17 protein-coding genes and 3 tRNA genes are annotated in these 18,934 nt (G+C 67.6%); 13 read left to right on the top strand and 7 right to left on the bottom strand.

What is annotated here, in order from left to right:
• Nucleotides 1–61: 61 nt before the first annotated feature.
• Nucleotides 62–532, top strand: a complete 471-nt coding sequence (locus G6N59_RS11360) for a carboxymuconolactone decarboxylase family protein (RefSeq protein WP_138232267.1) — start codon at nucleotides 62–64, stop codon at nucleotides 530–532.
• Here G6N59_RS11360 and recD read toward each other — a convergent pair.
• From recD to G6N59_RS11330, 6 genes are all read right to left on the bottom strand, one after another.
• Nucleotides 529–2,286 carry an exodeoxyribonuclease V subunit alpha gene (recD, locus tag G6N59_RS11355; RefSeq protein WP_138232266.1) on the bottom strand — a complete coding sequence of 586 codons (1,758 nt, stop codon included), beginning with the start codon at nucleotides 2,284–2,286 and terminating at the stop codon, nucleotides 529–531. The two genes, G6N59_RS11360 and recD, sit on opposite strands and share 4 nt — an antisense overlap.
• Nucleotides 2,283–5,597 (bottom strand): UvrD-helicase domain-containing protein, encoded by a 3,315-nt coding sequence (locus G6N59_RS11350; RefSeq protein ID WP_138232265.1) that lies wholly within the window; start codon nucleotides 5,595–5,597, stop codon nucleotides 2,283–2,285. Before G6N59_RS11350 ends, recD begins: the two co-directional genes overlap by 4 nt.
• Nucleotides 5,597–8,911 carry an exodeoxyribonuclease V subunit gamma gene (gene recC, locus G6N59_RS11345; protein ID WP_138232264.1) on the bottom strand — a complete coding sequence of 1,105 codons (3,315 nt, stop codon included), beginning with the start codon at nucleotides 8,909–8,911 and terminating at the stop codon, nucleotides 5,597–5,599. Before recC ends, G6N59_RS11350 begins: the two co-directional genes overlap by 1 nt.
• A gap of 47 nt (nucleotides 8,912–8,958) precedes the next feature.
• Nucleotides 8,959–9,666 carry a crotonase/enoyl-CoA hydratase family protein gene (locus G6N59_RS11340; RefSeq protein ID WP_138232263.1) on the bottom strand — a complete coding sequence of 236 codons (708 nt, stop codon included), beginning with the start codon at nucleotides 9,664–9,666 and terminating at the stop codon, nucleotides 8,959–8,961.
• Nucleotides 9,667–9,741: 75 nt separating this feature from the next.
• On the bottom strand, nucleotides 9,742–10,578 hold the full coding sequence (locus G6N59_RS11335) for a DUF8453 domain-containing protein (RefSeq protein WP_138232362.1): 837 nt from the start codon (nucleotides 10,576–10,578) through the stop codon (nucleotides 9,742–9,744).
• Nucleotides 10,579–10,699: 121 nt separating this feature from the next.
• Nucleotides 10,700–11,413, bottom strand: a complete 714-nt coding sequence (locus G6N59_RS11330) for an MBL fold metallo-hydrolase (RefSeq protein WP_138232262.1) — start codon at nucleotides 11,411–11,413, stop codon at nucleotides 10,700–10,702.
• A gap of 309 nt (nucleotides 11,414–11,722) precedes the next feature.
• On the opposite strand from G6N59_RS11330, the gene G6N59_RS11325 reads away from it, so the two are divergent.
• The 12 genes from G6N59_RS11325 to G6N59_RS11270 all read left to right on the top strand — a co-directional run bounded on the left by G6N59_RS11325 (nucleotide 11,723) and on the right by G6N59_RS11270 (nucleotide 17,601).
• Nucleotides 11,723–11,795 (top strand) — tRNA-Thr (locus G6N59_RS11325).
• Nucleotides 11,796–11,862: 67 nt separating this feature from the next.
• Nucleotides 11,863–11,939 (top strand) — tRNA-Met (locus tag G6N59_RS11320).
• A gap of 37 nt (nucleotides 11,940–11,976) precedes the next feature.
• Complete coding sequence (gene rpmG, locus G6N59_RS11315; RefSeq protein ID WP_003881823.1) at nucleotides 11,977–12,144, top strand: 50S ribosomal protein L33; 168 nt, start codon at nucleotides 11,977–11,979, stop codon at nucleotides 12,142–12,144.
• A 9-nt stretch (nucleotides 12,145–12,153) separates the two neighbouring features.
• The gene (hadA, locus tag G6N59_RS11310) at nucleotides 12,154–12,633 is read left to right on the top strand and encodes a (3R)-hydroxyacyl-ACP dehydratase subunit HadA (RefSeq protein WP_138232261.1); all 480 of its coding nucleotides are present in this window, start codon (nucleotides 12,154–12,156) and stop codon (nucleotides 12,631–12,633) included.
• On the top strand, nucleotides 12,620–13,048 hold the full coding sequence (gene hadB, locus G6N59_RS11305; protein ID WP_138232260.1) for a (3R)-hydroxyacyl-ACP dehydratase subunit HadB: 429 nt from the start codon (nucleotides 12,620–12,622) through the stop codon (nucleotides 13,046–13,048). The genes hadA and hadB overlap by 14 nt, the downstream gene beginning before the upstream one ends.
• A 3-nt stretch (nucleotides 13,049–13,051) precedes the next feature.
• Entirely contained in the window at nucleotides 13,052–13,564 is a 513-nt protein-coding gene (gene hadC / locus G6N59_RS11300) for a (3R)-hydroxyacyl-ACP dehydratase subunit HadC (RefSeq protein WP_138232259.1), read from the top strand.
• A gap of 145 nt (nucleotides 13,565–13,709) precedes the next feature.
• Nucleotides 13,710–13,782, top strand: a tRNA-Trp gene (locus G6N59_RS11295).
• Between the two features lie 63 nt (nucleotides 13,783–13,845).
• Nucleotides 13,846–14,310: a preprotein translocase subunit SecE gene (gene secE / locus G6N59_RS11290; RefSeq protein WP_138232258.1), complete on the top strand. Its 465-nt coding sequence runs from the start codon at nucleotides 13,846–13,848 to the stop codon at nucleotides 14,308–14,310.
• Between the two features lie 53 nt (nucleotides 14,311–14,363).
• Complete coding sequence (gene nusG / locus G6N59_RS11285) at nucleotides 14,364–15,251, top strand: transcription termination/antitermination protein NusG (protein ID WP_138232257.1); 888 nt, start codon at nucleotides 14,364–14,366, stop codon at nucleotides 15,249–15,251.
• A gap of 71 nt (nucleotides 15,252–15,322) precedes the next feature.
• Nucleotides 15,323–15,754 carry a 50S ribosomal protein L11 gene (rplK, locus tag G6N59_RS11280; RefSeq protein WP_138232256.1) on the top strand — a complete coding sequence of 144 codons (432 nt, stop codon included), beginning with the start codon at nucleotides 15,323–15,325 and terminating at the stop codon, nucleotides 15,752–15,754.
• Between the two features lie 117 nt (nucleotides 15,755–15,871).
• Nucleotides 15,872–16,582 carry a 50S ribosomal protein L1 gene (gene rplA, locus G6N59_RS11275; RefSeq protein ID WP_138232255.1) on the top strand — a complete coding sequence of 237 codons (711 nt, stop codon included), beginning with the start codon at nucleotides 15,872–15,874 and terminating at the stop codon, nucleotides 16,580–16,582.
• Nucleotides 16,583–16,950: 368 nt separating this feature from the next.
• On the top strand, nucleotides 16,951–17,601 hold the full coding sequence (locus G6N59_RS11270) for a M15 family metallopeptidase (protein WP_138232254.1): 651 nt from the start codon (nucleotides 16,951–16,953) through the stop codon (nucleotides 17,599–17,601).
• Here the strand turns inward: G6N59_RS11270 and G6N59_RS11265 are convergent, their stop codons facing one another.
• The gene (locus tag G6N59_RS11265) at nucleotides 17,602–18,546 is read right to left on the bottom strand and encodes an endonuclease/exonuclease/phosphatase family protein (protein ID WP_234884387.1); all 945 of its coding nucleotides are present in this window, start codon (nucleotides 18,544–18,546) and stop codon (nucleotides 17,602–17,604) included.
• Between the last annotated feature and the right edge of the window lie 388 nt (nucleotides 18,547–18,934).

Here is an 18,934-nt window from a genome sequence, read left to right as displayed (position 1 = left end):
CCATCGTCGCGTTCGCCCCGACCCTACCCGCGCCGTCCTGACCGCAACCTGAAAGTAGGCAATGGACACCACCGAACCGGGCCTCGCCCACGTGCACATCGACAAGCAGTCGCCCCACGCCTACCGGGCACTGGTCGCGGTGGCGACCGCGGTCACCAAGACCGCCGCCGAGGCCGGGCTGCCGCCCGCCTTGGTGGAACTGGTCAACACTCGGGTCTCCCTGATCAACGGCTACCCGTCGTGCCTGGAGATCCATCACCGGCGCGCGGTCAAGGCCGGCGTCACCGACAAGCAACTCGCGACGCTGCGCGCCTGGCGCGACACCGAGCTGTTCTCCGAACAGGAACGGGCCGCGCTACGGCTGGCGGAGATCACCACGACGCTGCCCGACCACGATATCGCCGAACGCGAATATGCAAGGGCGCGAGCGGTACTCGATGACGACCAGATCTCCGCGGTGATCTGGGTGGCCACCGCGATCAATGCCTTCAATCGGGTGTCGATCCTGAGCCGTCACACGGCGCGGCCCTAGGTACTGGCCCGCAGCCGGTCCCGCAGGCCCGACGCGCGCAGGGCCTGCCGCTGCACCGCGGCCCGCACCTCGTCGGCCGACCCGACGATGCGCACCTTCTTCTTGGCGCGGGTGACGGCGGTGTAGAACAGTTCGCGGGTCAGCAGCCGGGAGTCGGCCGGCGGCAGGATCACCGTCACCTCGTCGGCTTGCGACCCTTGGCTCTTGTGGATGGTCAGCGCGTACATGGTCTCGACGTCGACGATGCGGCTCGGCGAGAACTGTTGCGTCGCAGTCGCTCCGGCGATGTGTACCTGCACGCCGTCGGGGCCGGCGGTGACCAGCCCGGTGTCGCCGTTGTAGATGCCGAGCGCGTAGTCGTTGGCAGTCACCAACAGCGGGCGGCCCGGGTACCACGGCGACCACGTGGCCTGCCCGGTCTCGTCGGTGATCCAGCGTTCCACCTGGTGGTTCCAGTGCCGAACGCCGTACGGGCCGTCGCGGTGCGCACACAGCAGCCGGTGCTCGTCCATGGCGGCGAGGCCGTCGTCGCCGGCGCCCAGCAGCGCGCACTCGCGGATCTTCAGCGCGTGGCCCGCCAGTACCGGGCGCAGCACCGCGGCCGGGTCGGCATCCTCGACGAACTCGATCGCCGGGTCCCCGGCGCGCAGCAGTGTCAGCACCTGATCGGTGTCGCCGGACCGGATCGCCTCGGCCAGGCCGCCGATGGCCGCCCCGAACCGGTGCGTGGTGCGCAGCGCGGCGATCTTGATGGACGGATGATCGGCGAGCCCGTCGACCAGGTCGGCCAGCACGGCGCCGGCCTGCACCGAGGTCAGCTGGTCGGGATCGCCGACCAGCAGCAGCCGGGCGTCGGGCCGCACGGCTTCGAGCAGCCGGGCCATCAGTGTCAGCGACACCATGGAGGTCTCGTCGACGACGATGACGTCGTGCGGCAACCGGTTGCCGCGGTGGTGCTTGAACCGCGAGGCGCTGTCGGGGCGGCGGCCGAGCAGCCGGTGCAGTGTGACGGCCCGCAGTCCGCTGAGCCGCGCCTGATCGGCGGGCTCGAGCGTGGCGACTTCTGCCGTGACCGCCTCCTGTAGCCGGGCTGCGGCCTTCCCGGTCGGTGCCGCGAGTGCGATGCGCAGCCGGGCCGGGTGCGCGGCCTGCGCCAGGAGCGCGAGCAGCCGGGCCACGGTCGTGGTCTTTCCGGTGCCGGGGCCGCCGGTCAGCACGGTCACCGGCTGGGTCAGCGCGAGTTGCGCCGCGGCCCGCTGCTCGGCGAAACGCGTTGGTGGGAAAAGCCGTTCGAGTTCTGTGCCGGTAACGGCGGGTGATGCGTGCGCAGACAGTGCCAGCAGGTCGGCGCACACCTGCTGTTCTTCGCGCCAGTAGCGATCGAGGTACACCAGCCGCTCGTGGTCCAGCCGGATGGCCGTGCCCGTCAACGAACTGCCCGCGACCGCGGCGACCAGTTCGTCGGGCGCCGGCCACGGTAGGCCACCGCCGTCGCCGATGTCCTCGGCGACGGTGCTGAGGTCGACACAAACCGAGCCTTCCCGCAGCGCGCGGACCGCCAACGCGACCGCGAGCGCAACGACCTCGCTCGGCTCTTCTGCCAGCGCGCAACACCTTTGGGCCACATGTACGTCGGCGGCATTCAGCACACCGGCGGCGTTGAACGTCGCCAGTAGGCCGGTGGCCGCCGGCACCTGCCGCCAGTCCATCGGGTCGGGCAGCCGGTCCGGTGTTGTCTCCGGCGGTGCGGTCATGACGGCATCCCCCGGTCCAGCAGGTCGGACAGCCGGCTGACCAGCTCCACCGGGGGCTGCCAGCTGAACACCCCGCACGGGTGACCATCGACGACGGGATTCTGTGCTCCGCACATGCCCCGCACGAACAGGTAGGCGATGCCGCCCAGATGCCGGCCGGGCGCGTAGTCGGGTAGTCGCCACCGTAGAAACCGATGCAGCACAACAGAATACAGTAACGCCTGCAACGGATAGTCGGAGTGCATCATGGCCTCGGCGAGCCGGGGCGCGGTGTAGTCCGTCGCGGTGTTCGGCGCGCCGAAATCGCCCAGCCGGTTCGTCTTGTAATCGACCACCAGGTATCGGTGGTGGCCCCCGTCGCCGGGAACCCGCAGCACCGCGTCGATGGACCCCGACAGATACCCGTGCAATCGCTGGTGGCCCAGCGGCTGCGCCTGCAACCGGGCCCCGTAGGCGGACAACGGATCCGACGCCGGCAGCAGCTCGCTGACCAGCGCACCCACCTCTGCCAGCCGGATGTCCCGCGCGGCGTCGGGCCGGCCCTGGCCGCCGCCCAGCGGCATCTCGAAATCAAGTTCCCGCAGCCGATCGTGCAACCCGATCTGCCGCAGCGTCAGGCCCGGCGCCAATGGGCCCAGTGGCGTGTCGTGCATCGGCACCAAGGCCGTGGCCAATTCAACCGTCGGCACCTCGACGTTCCACAAACCGGTCTGCTCGTCGATGCGGGCGGCCAGCTCGGCCGTGAGATCGGCGGACAGGGGATCGGCACGTTCGAGCACGGCGTGCACCAGGGAGCCGAACGCGGCACCGGCCGGCAAGTGCGCCATGGGCGACGGCAGATCACCGGCCAGTGGCCGAGGCGGTGCCTCGGTGACGACGTCGGCGGATTCATCGTCCCGGAGCGCGGAGTCCGGCTCGCTGCTCACGGCCTGCCCGTCGTCGTGCACGACGCGCACCAGCGCCGAGTACGACGTCCGGCGCCAATGGGTGTCGATGCTCCGGTGGAAGTGCCGCACGTCCAGGTCCGGGGGCGCCTCCCGGAGCGGTGGTGCCATCGGCGTGACGGGCTCGGCCGCCTCGACCACCGGGCCGCCGGCGTGCTCCCACGCGGTGAAACAGGCCATCGCGTCGTCGTCGGAAAGCGTCTGCGGGACAATGGAGTCCGGTACCAGGGTGGCGCCGGGACGGCGCCCCCGCAGCAGCCGGGACAGGCCACCGCTGCGCTCGTCGCGGGACGGCGCCCACCACGCCACCACCTGCGACTGGGCCCGGGTCAGCGCGACGTACGTGAGCCGGACGTTGTCCCCGGCGGTCTCGGCCAGGCCGGCCTGCTCGGCCGCGGTCCGGTCGGGAGCCCCGGCGCCGCCGACATGCAGACAACGCGTGCCGTCGGCGTCATGGAAGCACAGCACCGTGTCGGCCTTGACGAACCGGTTGAACCCGAACGGCAGGTACACCACCGGGAATTGCAGCCCCTTGCTGCGCCACACCGTCATGATCTGCACGGCCGCGGCGTCGCTGTCCAACCGGCGGTTGCGCTCGGCCGGGCCACCGCGGTCCTTGATCTGGCGGCGCAGCCAATCACGCAGGGCAGGAAGGTGATACCGCTCGCGGTGGGCGGTTTCGTGCAGCAGTTGGCTCACGTGCGCCAGGTCGGTCATGTGCCGCTCACCGCCGCGGTGCCCGAGCACTCGTTCGGGCAGGCCCAGGGAGACCGCCGACTCGAACACCGCCGCGATACCCCGATCCCTGGCCAGCCCGGCCCACTGCCGGACCGTGGTGGTGACCTGGTCGGTCAACTCGTCGCCGCCCGCCGCCAGTTCGGCGGCGCGGTAGCCGAAGAACATGGTGGTCGCGGCGGCCCGCACCACGCCACTGCGATTGGGGGCGTCGAAGGCATCGAGCAGCCGCAGCCACTCCGCCGCCGCGGCCGAGGCGAACACATCGGTGTCACCCGAATACACCACCGGAATACCCAAGTCCAGCAACGCATCCCGGCACGGTATGGCATCGAGGCCGCTGTCGACGATCACCGCGATGTCGCCGGCGGTCAGCGGCTCGCCGTCGAACTGCGCGCCACTGGCGAGCAGCACCGAGATGTCGGCGGCCAGATCCTTGGCGATGTACGGACGCAACTGGCCGATCGGGACCATCTTGCGCTGCGGCGTCCCGAACTCCGTGCGCGCCACCACCCGCAGCCGGAAGGGATCGCTGTGCGGCGCACCCGTGAGTCGGTGCCGGTCGGTACGGGCCTCGATGGGGTGCACCACGATGTCTTCGTCGCCGAGCGCCGCGCCCTTGAGCAGGGTCTGCAGCCGGTCCACCAAAACCTTGTCGCTGCGCCAGTTCTCGGCCAGCGTCAGTCGCTGGTCGGCGCTGCGCGCGGCATCCAGGTAGGTGACGATGTCGCCGCCGCGGAACGCGTAGATGGCCTGCTTCGGGTCACCGATCAAGACGACGGCGCTGTGCCCGACGAAGGCCCGGGAGATCACCTGCCATTGCACCGGGTCGGTGTCCTGGAACTCGTCGACCATGACGATCGGCCAGCGCCGGCGCATCCGGTCGCGCGCCGGTGCGTCGGATTCCTCCAGCGCGGTGGCGAGCCGGCTCAGCAGGTCGTCGAAGCTCAGCACGCCCAGCCGGCGCTTGCGACGTTCGAGTTCTTCGAGCACCCCGGCGGCGAACGACAAGCGTTCTGCCGCAACACTGTCGGGATCAGCGGCCGCGGGACGAAGCTGTGCACTGGGATCGCCGGCGACCCGTTTGGCCAGCTCCAGCGCCTCGGTGAAGCTCAGCCCGGGTTCGTCGCGCTGGTCTGCGTAGGTGGTCAGGTACAGGTCGGAGACGATCTCGCCCACCAGATCGTCGAGGCTCTCCACCAGCTGGGCACCCGAATCGGTGTCACCGGCGATGCCGAGGGAGCGCAGCACCAGCCCGCAGAACTCGTGGGTGGTGGCGATGGTCGCGGCGTCGAAATCCGACAGTGCGTCCCGCAGGCGGCCGCGGCGCCGGTCCAGTTCGTCGGGTACCGCATTGGCCAGATGGCGGATCAGGTCGTCGGCGTCCGCGGGCGGATCATCCAGCGCGGCCACGGTCTTGACCAGTTGAGCGCGCACCCGTTCCCGCAGTTCCCGGGTGGCCGCCCGACTGAACGTGATCAGCAGCATCTGATCCAGAGTGGCGGCCCCCTCGGCGATGTACCGCGTCACCAGACCGGCCAGGGCATAGGTCTTGCCGGTCCCGGCGCTGGCTTCCAGCACCGTCGTCGTCGCTCGTTCGGGCAGCGAGCCGAGCAGATCGAAAGCGTCCATCAGATCCGCCGTTCCGCATCGAGCAGCGGCCGCCACAGCCGGGACGCGTAGGCCCCGAGGCGCGTGTTCTCCCCGGGTACGGCGACCTCGTCGGACCGCGGCGGATCGAGCAGAACGTGCATCGGCGCGCCCGGTCCCCATACCTCGACGTACTCGGCGCCGTCCTTCTCCCAGCGCCATTCCGACTCGGCGCCCCGCTCCGGTACCGGATCGTCGAATTGCCGCGCGCGCGCCCATTCCAGCGATGTCTTGAGCGGCAGCGGCAGCGGTTCGCACCGGCCGGCGTCGTAGATCGCCACCAGGTCGCGCAGCACCGGCAGTGGTTGCTCCGGTGGCTGATACGCCATGGCCGCCATGGTGTTCCGTGGACCGCGGCCGATGCAGTACGCCTCCCACTCCCGCTCCGGCGCGCCCGCGGCCAGCGCAACGAGGGTGACCCAGGCCTGCAGTCGGTGCTTGGCTCCCAGCTTCGAATACGTGACCGTCACGGTGCGGTCCTGCCACAGCGGGGCGACGGTGCCGGTGAGTCTGCGGCCCTCGCCCAGGTCCACATCGATGTCCAACGCGCTCGGCTCGCCCCGCTGCAGCGTCCGCGCGGCAGTCGCCAGTTCGATTGCCTCGCCACGGATTTCCCTGGCCTGACGCCAGCCGAGGTGTCCCGGCGGCAGCGTGCCGCGCCGCCATTCCGCGCCGATGACGAAGTCGGGTTCCCGGCCGATCTTCAGGTCGTCGAGCATCCGTTCCCCGACCGCCCACTTGCCGAGGCCGTCGATGGCGACCGGCATTTCGTCGGACACTTCGTCGGCGTCCCACGGCAGTGTGTAGTCCAGCGCCCGGAAAAAGCCCCGGACGGGGTTCGCGAAGAACCGCAGCAGCTCGGCCAGCTCGACGTCGCCGCACGGTGACTGGTCCAGCGGACCGTCGATCAGCCGCGGCTTCGGCCGGCGTTCCCCGAGGACCGCCCTGGCCCCGCGCAGCGCGGCCGGGTCGTAGGTGAACGGCCGGTCCGGCACCAGCCCATCAGGCGCGGCACTGACGGTGCGAATATCGAAGGGCTGCAACGGGTGATCGGCCACGATGTGGTCGCGGACGGATTCAGTCTGGTCGACGGTCCGGGCTGAGGTGTTCTCCACCGCATCGAGCAACTCCTGCACGGGGACCGCGGGTGGACGGTGCTCACCGGAGTGCTCGTCGGTACCGGTGTACGTGATGACCAGGGTGTCGGTGGCCGAGCAGATGGCGTCGAGCAGCAATTGCCGGTCCTCGGAACGGATGTCGCGTTCCCCGGTCAGCGGGTGACGGGCCAGGACGTCGTCCCCGTCGGCGATGTTGGTGCGCGGGAAGACGCCGTCGTCGAGCCCGACCAGGCACACCACGCGGTGTGGCACCGAGCGCATCGGGACCATGGTGCACACCGTCAGCGTGCCGGTGCGGAAGTTGGCGCGGGTCGGGCGGCCCGCCAGTTGCCGGCGCAGCAGCGAGCGGACATCGGGCAGCCGCAACGTCGTGCCGGACCGAGACCCCGCATGCGTCAACACTCTTGTCAGTTCACGGTCCAGCTGCGCCTGCTGCCATTGCTCGTCGAGGCCGACCCGGGTGAGCTGCGCGATGCCGTCCCGCAGCACCTCGACCCAGCCGTCCAGCGGCTGCGCGCCGGCCAGGCGGTCGACGACGCCGCGCAACCGCTGCACGTACTCCGCCAGCCGGCCCGCCAGTTCGACCCGGTTCGAATCGACGTCGTCGAGCGGCAAGGCGGTGCCCAGCCAGCCCTGCGAATCGTCGGACATGGCAGCGCCGACGAGCAGCCGGTCGACACCGAACTGCCAGGTGTTCTGCGGGTACCGCTGCAGGTCGTAGGTACTGCGGTGCGGCGCGTCGAAACCCCACCGAATACCCGCTGCGCCAACCCATTCGGTGATCGTCACCAGGTCGTCGTCGCCAAACCCGAAACGGCGGCGGACCGGGTCGCCATGCGCCAGGCTCAGCACCGAACTGGCGGTGGCCCGGCCGTCGGCGATGTCGAGTAGTTCGGCGAGCACGCCCAGCAGTGGATTGGTCTGGGTGAGCGCGCGGTCGGCCAACCGGACTCGCAGACCCTGGGCCGGATGGCTGAGGTCGGCATGCTCACCCGCCCCGAACGCGGCGGTGATCAGCGGTGCGTAGGTGTCGATGTCCGGGCACATCACCAGGATGTCGCGCGGCTGCAGGGTCTCGTCGTCGTCGAGCAGACCGAGCAGGACGTCGCGCAAGACGTCGATCTGCCGTGCCGCACCGTGACAGCGATGGATCTGGATGGAGCGGTCGTCCTTCGTGAGGTGCCGCTGCGCGGGCCGCACGTCGTCGGCCGAGATGTCGGACTGCAGCCAGCCCAACAGCGTGTCCGGAAATCCGGCGCGGGCATGGAACCGATCGGTCTGCGCGGCGGGCAGGCCGCGTTGCAGCTCCCGCAGATCGCGGCCCAGCGTCTGCAGCAGCGGATGCCCGACCCGCAGCCGGCTGGTGTCGTCGCGTCGGGCCTCCTGCCCGTGCAGGTCGGACAGCTCCTGCCACAACGGGTCGCTGGGGTGCGGCAGCCACAGGTGCAGCTCGTGGTGGGTGGCCAGTGCTCCGAGTAGTTCGAGGTCGGCCGCAGGCAACCGGGTGTGGCCGAACAAGGACAAGCGGGCCGGCAGTTCGGACGGTGAATGACGAAGGCGAGCAACCGTTTTCGCCTGTCGCATGGGAGGTGGGTCGGCGGCGATTCGGTCGGCCGTCGCGCGCCACAGGTGCGGTTGCCAGCGCAGGTCGTCGTCCAGATGGCCGCCCGCGCCATCGGCACTGCCGCCGTCCAGCCAGTCCGCGAGCATCGCCGGCCGGGCCTTGGCATAGGTGTCGAACAGACCCGCCAGCCGCCGGGCCACCGCGTAACGACGGCCCTGCCGCAGCTGGGTCTCCTCGGGGCTGCCCAGTTCGGTGTAGCCCAGGTGCGCGGCGAGGGTGTCTGCCCAGCGGTGGTCCGTACCGAGGTCGTCGAGCACTTCGAGCAGTGGCCACACCATGGCGTCTGGGTCCCATGGGTTGCTGTCGACGGTCCCGGTGATCTCGGCGAGAAGTGATGCGGGGGAGCGGAATTCGATGCCCGCACAGACGCCGTCGGCGGCTGCGCCGTGGCCGAGCACATGAGACAGCTGCTGGCTGAGCCAGCGCTCCATGCCGCGGGCGGACACCAGTACCAGCTCGGAGGCGAACGGATCCGCCAACGGTTCGGCGAGGAGCGCACCGAGCCCGGTGGCCAGCGCGCCGGTGTCCTCGGCTCGGTGCAGATGTAGCGCCATCGGACCACCCTAGGTCGAGGTACCGACAGCGTTGTCGAAGCGGGGCGTTACCCGCCGAACTCGGCGGCCAGGCCGTCGAGGCCGCCCTGGATCGCGGCCAGCGCGTCAGCTCGGGCCTTGAGCTTGCTGGCCAGGTGATGCTGGGTGTGCAAGGTCGCGGCGAATCCGGCGGCCACCTCCTGAGCGCGGCTCAGCACGTTCTCCGGCGCCACGATCTCGTCCAACCAGCCGCCGGCGCGCGCGTCCTCGCCGGTGAACGTCGCGGCCAGACCGACCGCGCGCTGGAAGGCCGAATTGGTCAATCGCATGCGGAGGATTTCGATGCAGGACTGCGGCACCGTCATACCGATGGCCACCTCGTTGGCCTGACAGCGGGTCTTCTCCGAACCGACCCGGTGATCACCCGAGCACAGCAGGAACGATCCGCCGGCGACGGCCGGCCCGGTGGCCGCGACCACCACGGGAACGGGGAAACGCAGGAGCCGGACCATCAGTTCGATACCGTCGCGCAGCATGGCGAATCCGGCCGCCGCGTCCCCCGAGCCGAAGATCGCAAGGTCGAAACCCGCACTGAGGACCCGGTTGTTGCCGGCCAGGACGATCGACTTGACCGCTCCGGTCGCCGCGGCCTGCTCGGCCTGGTCCAGCGCGGCGTGGATGTTCTCCTGCATCGTCGGGCTCAGGACGTTGACCTTGCCGTCGTCCAGCGTGATGGTGGCGACTGCATCGGTCACGGCGTAGGTGACGGTGCTCATCGGTTCTCCCTCGGTAGGTTCCCGGGCCGGAAACAGGTGTGAGCCGATGCTAGACGGGCCTTCGGCGCCGTCCGCTCAGTGGACGCCGTTGCGGTGGCGGCCCTTCGGGCCGTCGTCGATCCACTGGATCTCCAGCTCGGTGGTCTCGTCGGACTCCCTGCTGCGCCAGCGGTCCTGGGTTTCCCGCACCGCCCGGTTCATGCGATCGATCTCGGCCCGGAAGACCTCGGGCTGCGTCTCCTTGGACGCGTAATGGAAGTACGTCAGCACGCTGCGGAGCAGCTCGAGCTTCTGCTTCTCCCGCTTGGCGAGGTCGTGGGTCGTCATCAGCTCGAGCCGTTGCACCGGCTGCAGCGCGGCCCAGTCGAGCACCGCCTTGGCCTCGAACTCGCGGGGCTTCGGTCCGAACCGGGACTTCTTGCCGGGCGCGGGAGCCGGCCTGTCGTAGTAGGTGACCGTGCCCTCGAACCGCGACCGGATGGACCCGCCCAGCTCCTCACGACTGATCGCCGAGTCCCATACGGTTCGCCACTCCTGTCCCGGAGCCAGAACCGACAGTTCGCTGGGCAGCCGGAGCTCGGTGACGTCGAGCTCGCCGTCGTGGTCGGAATCCTCGTAGATGGCGACGGTCGGGTGATGCGTGAACTCGAACGAGATGTTGTGCGCCGCGGTCTGCCCGAAGTTGCGGACCACCAGTTCGATGAGGTGCCAGTCCGACGCGTGCGGCTCCATGAACATGGTCACCTGCGGGCGGACCTGATCCTGCTTGAGCTGGCGATTCTTGGACAGCTGGCGGTTCACGACGATCAGTACGACGACGCCGAACACCAGGGCGGCCCACGCCGCGATGGCCAGCCAGCCGCCCGATCCCAGACCTGTCAGATCGTCCCAGCGTTGAGATATCCAGTCCACCGCGCCATCCAGTCCGTTCACGTCAACGATCGGTTTGGAATCCGACAATAATATTCGCTGGCGAACTTGTACAACGGAAGATGGGTAGTAGCTGTGCGCTGAGGTTCAGGCGACTGCGTCGCTAGCCGCCCATGAGCATGCGCCACTGGTCCAGGTTGCTGGCCCGGTAGACGTAGTTGGTGCGACGAACGTCGTCGAGCGGCGCGCTGGGCTCGGCTGAGTACCAGTGCCCCGGGAAGACCGTCGGATCGCCGGGCAACGCGGCCAGTGCCTGCAGGCTGCGGAACATGTCGTCGACGTTCCCGCCCGGAAAATCGGTGCGGCCGCAGCCGTCCAGGAACAGGGTGTCGCCGGCCACCAATCGGCCGTCGAGCAGGAAGCACTGGCTGCCGGGGGTGTGGCCGGGGGTGTGTAACAGTTCGATCGGCACCGCCCCGACCTGCACCACGTCGCCGTGCTCGTGGGAGGTCAGCTCCGACGGCGCGATGCCGGTGACGCGGGACACCCAGTCGGCTTCGTGGGCGTTGACGTGCACCGGCACGCTGACCCGCTCCAGTAGTTCGGCCAGGCCCGCCAGCGTGTAACCCATCATCGAGCCGCCGACGTGGTCGGGGTGGTGGTGGGTGACGAGCACGCCGGACAGGTGCATGCCGTCGGACTCCAGGACGTCGACCAGATCACCCGCGGCGTAGGCCGGATCGACCACCACGCAGTCGCCGGTGTCCCGGTCGCCGATCAGGTAGGCGAAGTTGCGCATCTGTTGGGCGATCGGATCGGTCGCCGCGAAGTCGCGGCCGGCGAGCAACTGACGGAAGTAGAGGCGGTCATCAGGCATGCCGACAGACTAGGAGGGTGCTCCGGGCGACGAAGCACATGGCGTCAATCTCCCGGCGCGTGGTGCCCATCGAGCAGCCGTGAGCCGATCCCGGGCTGACCGCGATCGACACGTGTCGTAGCGCGCAATCCTTGATTGTCTGGGACCAACGAGTGGCGAGATCGGGGCAATCGGGCCACGGGAAGCCACGGACGAGTCAAAATAGGGCGGTTACGCTGCCGTTTTGGCAGGTGATTCGGCGAGACTGTAACCTCTTTAAGGCCCACGGGGTAGACGGTCGTAACCGACAGTACGAAACCCGAGGGTCAGGCCCCCTTAGCTCAGTCGGCAGAGCGTTTCCATGGTAAGGAAAAGGTCAACGGTTCGATTCCGTTAGGGGGCTCGGTGGACATTTGGCGAGCGGAGCGACGGAAGTAAACATCCGCCGCTGCGCCGCCTGTGTCTGTCGGGGCGGTGTAGCTCAGCTGGTTAGAGCGCACGACTCATAATCGTGAGGTCGGGAGATCGAGCCTCCCCACCGCTACCAGCACAACAGAGATTTACGAAGCGAAAGAGGCAGAGACGTGGCGTCGAGTACCGACGTACGGCCGAAGATCACCTTGGCCTGCGAGGTGTGCAAGCACCGTAATTACATCACCAAGAAGAACCGTCGTAACGACCCGGATCGTCTTGAGATCAAGAAGTTCTGCCCGAACTGCGGCACCCACCAGCCGCACAAAGAGTCGCGTTAGCCACTCGTCGTGGGTCTGTCGGCGGAAATTGTCGGGTATCACTACCGGCATCCGGAGTGCTACGAGGTCGGTCGCGAGAAGATCCGAGAGCACGCGATAGCCGTCCAGAACGACGACGCATGCTTTCACCGGGAGTCGGCCGCGGCTGAACTCGGTCACGACGCGCTGCTGGCGCCGCTGACGTTCATCAGCATCTTCGGGTACCAGGCGCAGCTGGCGATGTTCGAGGACGCCGGCGTCGTCATCTCGGACGCCCAGATCATTCACGTCGACCAGGAGCTGAAGTTCTTCGCGCCGATCAAGGCCGGCGACAAGCTCTACTACGACGTCTACGTCGACTCGTTCCGGCAGGCGCACGGCACCGACATCATCGTGACCAAGAACATCATCACGAACGATCGTGGTGATGTCGTTCAAGAGGCCTATACGACCCTGGCGGGTCGTTCGGGTGAGGACGGACAGAAGGGATTCTCAGATGGCGCTTCGTGAATTCAGCTCGGTCAAGGTCGGTGACGAGTTGCCCGAGAAGACCATCAAGCTGACCCGGCAGGACCTGGTCAACTACGCCGGTGTTTCCGGCGACCTGAACCCCATCCACTGGGACGACGAGATCGCCAAGCAAGTCGGTCTGGACACCGCGATCGCCCACGGCATGCTGACCATGGGCCTCGGCGGTGGCTTCATCACCAACTGGGTCGGTGACCCCGCTGCCGTCACCGAGTACAACGTCCGTTTCACTTCGGTGGTGCCGGTCCCCAACGACGGCATCGGCGCCGAGCTGATCTTCACCGGCCGCGTCAAGTCGGTCGACGAGGAATCCAAGTCGGTCACCATTGCGCTTTCCGCCACCACCGGCGGCAAGAAGATCTTCGGCCGCGCTGTCGCGACCGCGAAGTTGGCCTAGCCCATGCCGGTGAATCCCGACATCCTGGGCATCGTCCACAAGTACCCCCAGGTGTTCACGGTGGGGCGCGAGCAGGTCCGGCAGTACGCCAAGGCGGTCAAGTCGGATCATCCGGCGTCGATGGACGAAGCGGCTGCGGCCGAACTCGGCCACGACACCCTCGTCGCCGGTCCGACGTTCGTGTCGATCGTCGCGCTGCTGGTCCAGCAGGACTTCTTCCGCGTCGTCGATGTCGGCATGGAGACCATGCAGATCATCCAGGTAGATCAGAAGTTCGTGTACCACCGCCCGATCAAGGTCGGTGACCGGCTGCATGCGACCGTCGAGATCATCTCCGTCGAGCACCGGTTCGGCGCCGACATCGTGCAGACCCGCAACACGCTCACCGATGACGACGGCGGGGTCATCATGGAGGCCTTCACCACGTTGATGGGCCACGAGGGCGACAATTCGGTGTCGGTGCGCTATGACCGCGAGACCGGGCAGGTGCTGCGCTCGGCCGCCGGAGCGGATTAGTAACTCAGACATGGGCCGATGTACACTCGGTCCTCGGGGATCCACCCATTTCAGCGCGCTGTCCGTCGGTTACAGATCGACCGATCGGGGAGCGCGCGAATTGTGTGAGGACCCAACCTGAAGTGCCGACCCTGGTCGGTGCTGAAGGGGCGTAGCTCAATTGGCAGAGCAGCGGTCTCCAAAACCGCAGGTTGCAGGTTCAAGTCCTGTCGCCCCTGCTCAACTGAATACCGATGTGGACACTGGAACTGTGACCACCTGGAACAGACGAAAGGCATGCGGTGAGCGACGAGCGCGATAGTGCCGGCTCCGCAGGCGCCGGTACTGATGCGGGCACCGACGCGGGCGAAAGCGAGTCGCCGGGCCAGACCGCAGTTGTGACGCGCCCCGCGCGTCCGACCGGAAAGCGGGCGCGGCGGGCCGTCGAGGTCGACGAAGCCGAGTCGGATATCGAATCCGGCGACGTGGACTCCGACGCCGAAGACAGTGCGGCCGACGCTGACAAGAAGGCCAAGCCGAAGAAGGCTGCAAAGTCCAAGAAGACGGGCCCCACTCGGAACCCCTTCGTGTTCGTCTGGAACTACCTCAAGCAGGTCGTCGCCGAGCTGCGGAAGGTCATCTGGCCGAACCGTAAGCAGATGGTCGGCTACACGACCGTCGTGCTGGTGTTCCTGGTCTTCATGGTGGCGCTGATCGGTGGGGTCGATTTCGGTCTCGCCAAGCTCGTCATGTGGGTGTTCGGCTGACGCCGAGCGCCCGCCGGTGACGAGCTCAAGAACGTAAGAGAGGACTGACTACCGTGACTTTCGATGGCGAGACACCTTCGGACGAGTCCGACGTGACCGCCGAGGCAGTCGAGTCGGTGGAGACCTCGGGCGACACTGTGGAAGCAGCCGACACCGTGGACGCTGACGACACCGTGGACGCTGACGACACCGTGGACGCTGACGACACCGTGGACGCTGACGACACCGTGGAAACGGCTGACGCTGCAGATGCACCCGAGGCAACCGACGTGGTTGCCGACGAGACGGTGGAAACCGCCGCCGAGGAGCCCGAAGACGAGGATCCCGCGGTCGCGCTGAAGAAGCAGCTGCGTCGGCAGGCGGGCGAGTGGTACGTCATCCACTCGTACGCCGGCTACGAGAACAAGGTGAAGGCCAACCTCGAGACCCGCGTGCAGAACCTGGACGTCGGCGACTACATCTTCCAGGTCGAGGTGCCGACCGAAGAGGTCACCGAGATCAAGAACGGCCAGCGCAAGCAGGTCAACCGCAAGGTGCTGCCGGGCTACATCCTGGTGCGCATGGATCTCAACGACGAGTCGTGGGGCGCGGTGCGCAACACCCCGGGTGTGACCGGGTTCGTCGGGGCTACCTCGAAGCCGTCGGCGCTGTCGCTCGACGATGTCGTCAAGTTCCTGCTGCCGCAGGGCGCCGCGAAGAAGCCCGCCAAGGCGACCGCAGCCGCCGCTGCGTCCGAGAGCGAGGCCACCCTGGCGCGTCCGGAGATCCTGGTCGACTTCGAGGTCGGCGAGTCCGTCACCGTCATGGACGGCCCGTTCGCCACGCTGCCCGCATCGATCAGCGAGGTCAACGCCGAACAGCAGAAACTCAAGGTGCTGGTGTCCATCTTCGGACGCGAGACACCGGTCGAATTGACCTTCACCCAGGTCAGCAAGATTTAGTCGCGGACTGCCAACTCGCGATTAGCAGGATGTAGTCGCACCGCGACTACCTAGAAAGGAACACCACACCAATGGCCCCGAAGAAGAAAAAGGTCGTCGGGCTGATCAAGCTGCAGATCCAGGCCGGCGCGGCCAACCCCGCTCCGCCCGTGGGTCCGGCGCTCGGCCAGCACGGCGTCAACATCATGGAGTTCTGCAAGGCGTACAACGCCGCGACAGAAAGCCAGCGCGGAAACGTCATCCCCGTCGAGATCAGCGTCTACGAGGACCGCACGTTCACGTTCGTCCTGAAGACCCCGCCGGCTGCCCGGCTGCTGCTCAAGGCTGCGGGTATCCCGAAGGGTTCGGCCGAGCCGCACAAGACCAAGGTCGCCAAGATCAGCTGGGACCAGGTCCGCGAAATCGCCGAGACCAAGAAGGAAGATCTCAACGCGAACGACATCGACGCCGCTGCCAAGATCATCGCCGGCACTGCCCGGTCGATGGGTATCACGGTCGAATAATCCCCGGATTCGCGCAGCTGCGTGAATCCACCTGTGGAAGAGCCCGCTTCGGCTCGGCGATGAGCGCTCGCGCGAAGAGCGTTCAATCCAGACCACACCTCTAATCAGGAGATTCAAATGAGCAAGAACAGCAAGGCATACCGCGAAGCTGCCGAGAAGGTGGACCGCGACAACCTGTACACCCCGCTCCAGGCCGTCAAGCTGGCCAAGGAGACGTCCTCGAAGAAGCAGGACGCGACCGTCGAGGTTGCGATCCGGCTGGGTGTCGATCCTCGTAAGGCAGACCAGATGGTGCGTGGCACCGTCAACCTGCCGCACGGCACCGGTAAGACCGCCCGCGTAGTGGTGTTCGCGGTCGGTGAGAAGGCCGAGGCCGCTGTGGCCGCCGGCGCCGATGCCGTCGGTAGCGATGACCTGATCGAGCGTATCCAGGGTGGGTGGACCGACTTCGACGCCGCGATCGCGACGCCGGACCAGATGGCCAAGGTTGGTAAGATCGCCCGCGTCCTCGGCCCTCGTGGCCTGATGCCGAACCCGAAGACCGGCACCGTCACCCCGGACGTGGCCAAGGCCGTGTCCGACATCAAGGGCGGCAAGATCAACTTCCGTGTCGACAAGCAGGCCAACCTGCACCTGATCATCGGCAAGGCGTCGTTCGACGAGGTCAAGCTGGCCGAGAACTACGGTGCCGCGCTGGACGAGGTGCTGCGTGCCAAGCCGTCGTCGTCGAAGGGCCGTTACCTGAAGAAGGTCGTCGTCTCGACGACCACCGGCCCGGGTATCCCGGTCGACCCGTCGGTCACCCGGAACTTCACCGAAGAGGCGTAGTCCGAATCCGCTTTCGTAACGGAACCCCGCACGACCCAGGTCGTGCGGGGTTCCGTCGTTTCCGGCCGACGTTTCGGATGGCGCATCTGGAGTTCTCAGGTGCGGTTCAGTCTCGTTTAGCAGCCGTCACAGGTGCGTCGCCAACCATCGAAGGCATGAGCAATGCCTGTCAGTGCGGCCACGATCGGGCCGCTCACCAGCACCACCGTGCGGGTTCGGAATGCGCGCTCTGCGAACCGGGTGGTTGCGGACGCCTTCGTCCCGACGTCTCCGCGAGCCAGTGGCAGAGCTGGTTCCGCGCCCGTGCACCCTGGCGTGCCGACCCGATCCGGTAGTGGTCCGGCGCCAGGATCTGGCAACCTCGACACATGTTCGTGCGAACACTCGCCGTCACTCTGGGAACCCTGCTGTCGGTCGGCAATTTCGGGCCGGACCTCGGCACGGCCTCGGCCGCCCCGCCGCCGGTATCGCCGCAGGCCGCGGCGGCCGGACTGATCGACGTCCGAACCGTCGTCCCCGATGCGGTGATCGACCTGCGGTACGCCACCCCGAACAACTTCGTCGGCGTTCCGCTGTATCCGGCCGACGCGCGGTGCCTGATCCACGAATCCATGGCGCCCGGGCTGGCCACCGCCGCCCGGATTCTGCGCGCGCATGGCGAGGTGCTGACGTTCTGGGACTGCTACCGACCGCATGCGGTGCAGGTCCGGATGTTTCAGGCGGTACCGGATCCGAACTGGGTCGCCAAACCCAGCCAGTTCGCGCGCAGTCACGAGTCCGGCCTGTCGGTGGATGTCACCATCACCGGCGTCGACATGGGGACTGATTTCGACGACTTCACGCCGCGCGCGACGGCATACGCGACCGCAGGCGTCACCCCTGCGCAGCAGGCCAACCGCGCCCGGCTGCGGGATGCCATGGTCGCCGGTGGGCTGAGCGTGTATCCGGGGGAGTGGTGGCACTTCAACGGGCCGGGAGCGGCCGAGCCGCGCCCGATCCTCGATGTGCCGCTGAACTGATCAGCCGGCGACCAACTGGGCCAGCAGCGCCCGGTGATCGGAACCGGCCACCCGCAGCGTCCGCAGTGACGTCGCCACGTAGCCGCGGGTGAGGATGTGGTCGACGGCGAACACGGGGGGCGCGAAGATATCGGCCGGATGGGTGCGCACCACCCCGGCGCCGGCCTGCGCGCCGGCATCCTGATAGCCCTGCCGCAGTAGCCGCCGGAACTCGCGCATGTCCGGGGTGGCGTTCAGGTCACCGGCGAGGAGCACCGGGCCTGCACTTGCCCGGGCTGTTTTGAGCAACGTGCCGGCCAGCCGGGCCAGGTCATCACGCCAGCCTTGCAGAGGATCGGGCCACGGCGCCGACAGGTGCACGGTCAACACACGCGTTGCCACCGGCGCGCCGGGGACCTGGACATCGACGGCCAACATGCCCAGCCAGAACCCGTCGTCGATGTGTATATCACTGATCGGATAGCGACTCCAGAGGCCCACGCCGCCGGGTTCGTCCATCTCGCGAAGCGCGCGATACGGGAACATTCGGTCCAGCCCGGCAGCCTCGAGTCGTGACAACGCTGCCGGCGTCAGTTCCTGCAGTGCGACGATGTCCGCGCTGTCCTCGGCGTAGCGGACGATCGGTTCGGCCTCGGCCCGCCCGTAGCGGAGATTCGCCGACAGGAATCGCAACGGCGTTCCGGAAGGCGCCGTTGCACGTCGGAGCAAGGGTAGCTGGACGGCCACGGCGGCGACGGTGACCGCGACCGCGACCGCGGCCAGGGGCCAGTTCCTTGCGACGCCGAACATCACCGCGGCGACCGGAGCACCGAGGGACAGGTACGGCACGCCGGCGGCCAGTGCCAGCAAAAGCCGGTTGGCGATGGGGATCGACCGCACCGCGAGTCCTGCCACGGTTGCGCCCAGCGCGACGGCGCCCGCGTACGTCACTACTGAATGCCCCATGGGGTGGATCCGCCCTCCATCGATCGGTGCTGCAGAAGCTTATGGGTCGGAGCCGCGCCGCCGAGTGCCGAGTCGGGTCCCGGAAACGTCCCGGAAACGTCCCGGAAATTTCCAGGTTTTCACCGAGCAAATTTGGCAACGAAAATATCATTTGCTGAATAGAGTTGTTAAGTGTGCTATCGAAAACCTGTCTGGGCGGTAAGTGGGAGTCTACTGACAATAACCTATGAAGATGCTGTGATCCAGATATGGCCCATGACCTGGTTGTTAGCTGTGCTCTGGGCTTTTTATTTTACTAATCCGTAGATATTTTCTGGCACTAACGAGTAGCGTCTCCGCCATTCGCAGGAGGCCTCCTAATAGTTCGCCAGGCTAGTTTTCGAGCAAG

Source organism: Mycolicibacterium aubagnense (assembly GCF_010730955.1).
In the GTDB taxonomy this organism is placed as follows: Bacteria; Actinomycetota; Actinomycetes; order Mycobacteriales; family Mycobacteriaceae; genus Mycobacterium; species Mycobacterium aubagnense.
The sequence above is the reverse complement of the archived record's forward strand: the minus strand, read 5'-3'. Positions and strand labels throughout refer to the sequence as shown.

Coding starts and splice junctions, on each gene's coding strand:
- G6N59_RS11360 (WP_138232267.1), top strand. CDS start 62: ATGGACACCACCGAACCGGGCCTCGCCCACGTGCACATCGACAAGCAG.
- recD (WP_138232266.1), bottom strand. CDS start 2,286: ATGACCGCACCGCCGGAGACAACACCGGACCGGCTGCCCGACCCGATG.
- G6N59_RS11350 (WP_138232265.1), bottom strand. CDS start 5,597: ATGGACGCTTTCGATCTGCTCGGCTCGCTGCCCGAACGAGCGACGACG.
- recC (WP_138232264.1), bottom strand. CDS start 8,911: ATGGCGCTACATCTGCACCGAGCCGAGGACACCGGCGCGCTGGCCACC.
- G6N59_RS11340 (WP_138232263.1), bottom strand. CDS start 9,666: ATGAGCACCGTCACCTACGCCGTGACCGATGCAGTCGCCACCATCACG.
- G6N59_RS11330 (WP_138232262.1), bottom strand. CDS start 11,413: ATGCCTGATGACCGCCTCTACTTCCGTCAGTTGCTCGCCGGCCGCGAC.
- hadB (WP_138232260.1), top strand. CDS start 12,620: ATGGCGCTTCGTGAATTCAGCTCGGTCAAGGTCGGTGACGAGTTGCCC.
- hadC (WP_138232259.1), top strand. CDS start 13,052: ATGCCGGTGAATCCCGACATCCTGGGCATCGTCCACAAGTACCCCCAG.
- rplK (WP_138232256.1), top strand. CDS start 15,323: ATGGCCCCGAAGAAGAAAAAGGTCGTCGGGCTGATCAAGCTGCAGATC.
- rplA (WP_138232255.1), top strand. CDS start 15,872: ATGAGCAAGAACAGCAAGGCATACCGCGAAGCTGCCGAGAAGGTGGAC.
- G6N59_RS11270 (WP_138232254.1), top strand. CDS start 16,951: ATGTTCGTGCGAACACTCGCCGTCACTCTGGGAACCCTGCTGTCGGTC.
- G6N59_RS11265 (WP_234884387.1), bottom strand. CDS start 18,546: ATGGGGCATTCAGTAGTGACGTACGCGGGCGCCGTCGCGCTGGGCGCA.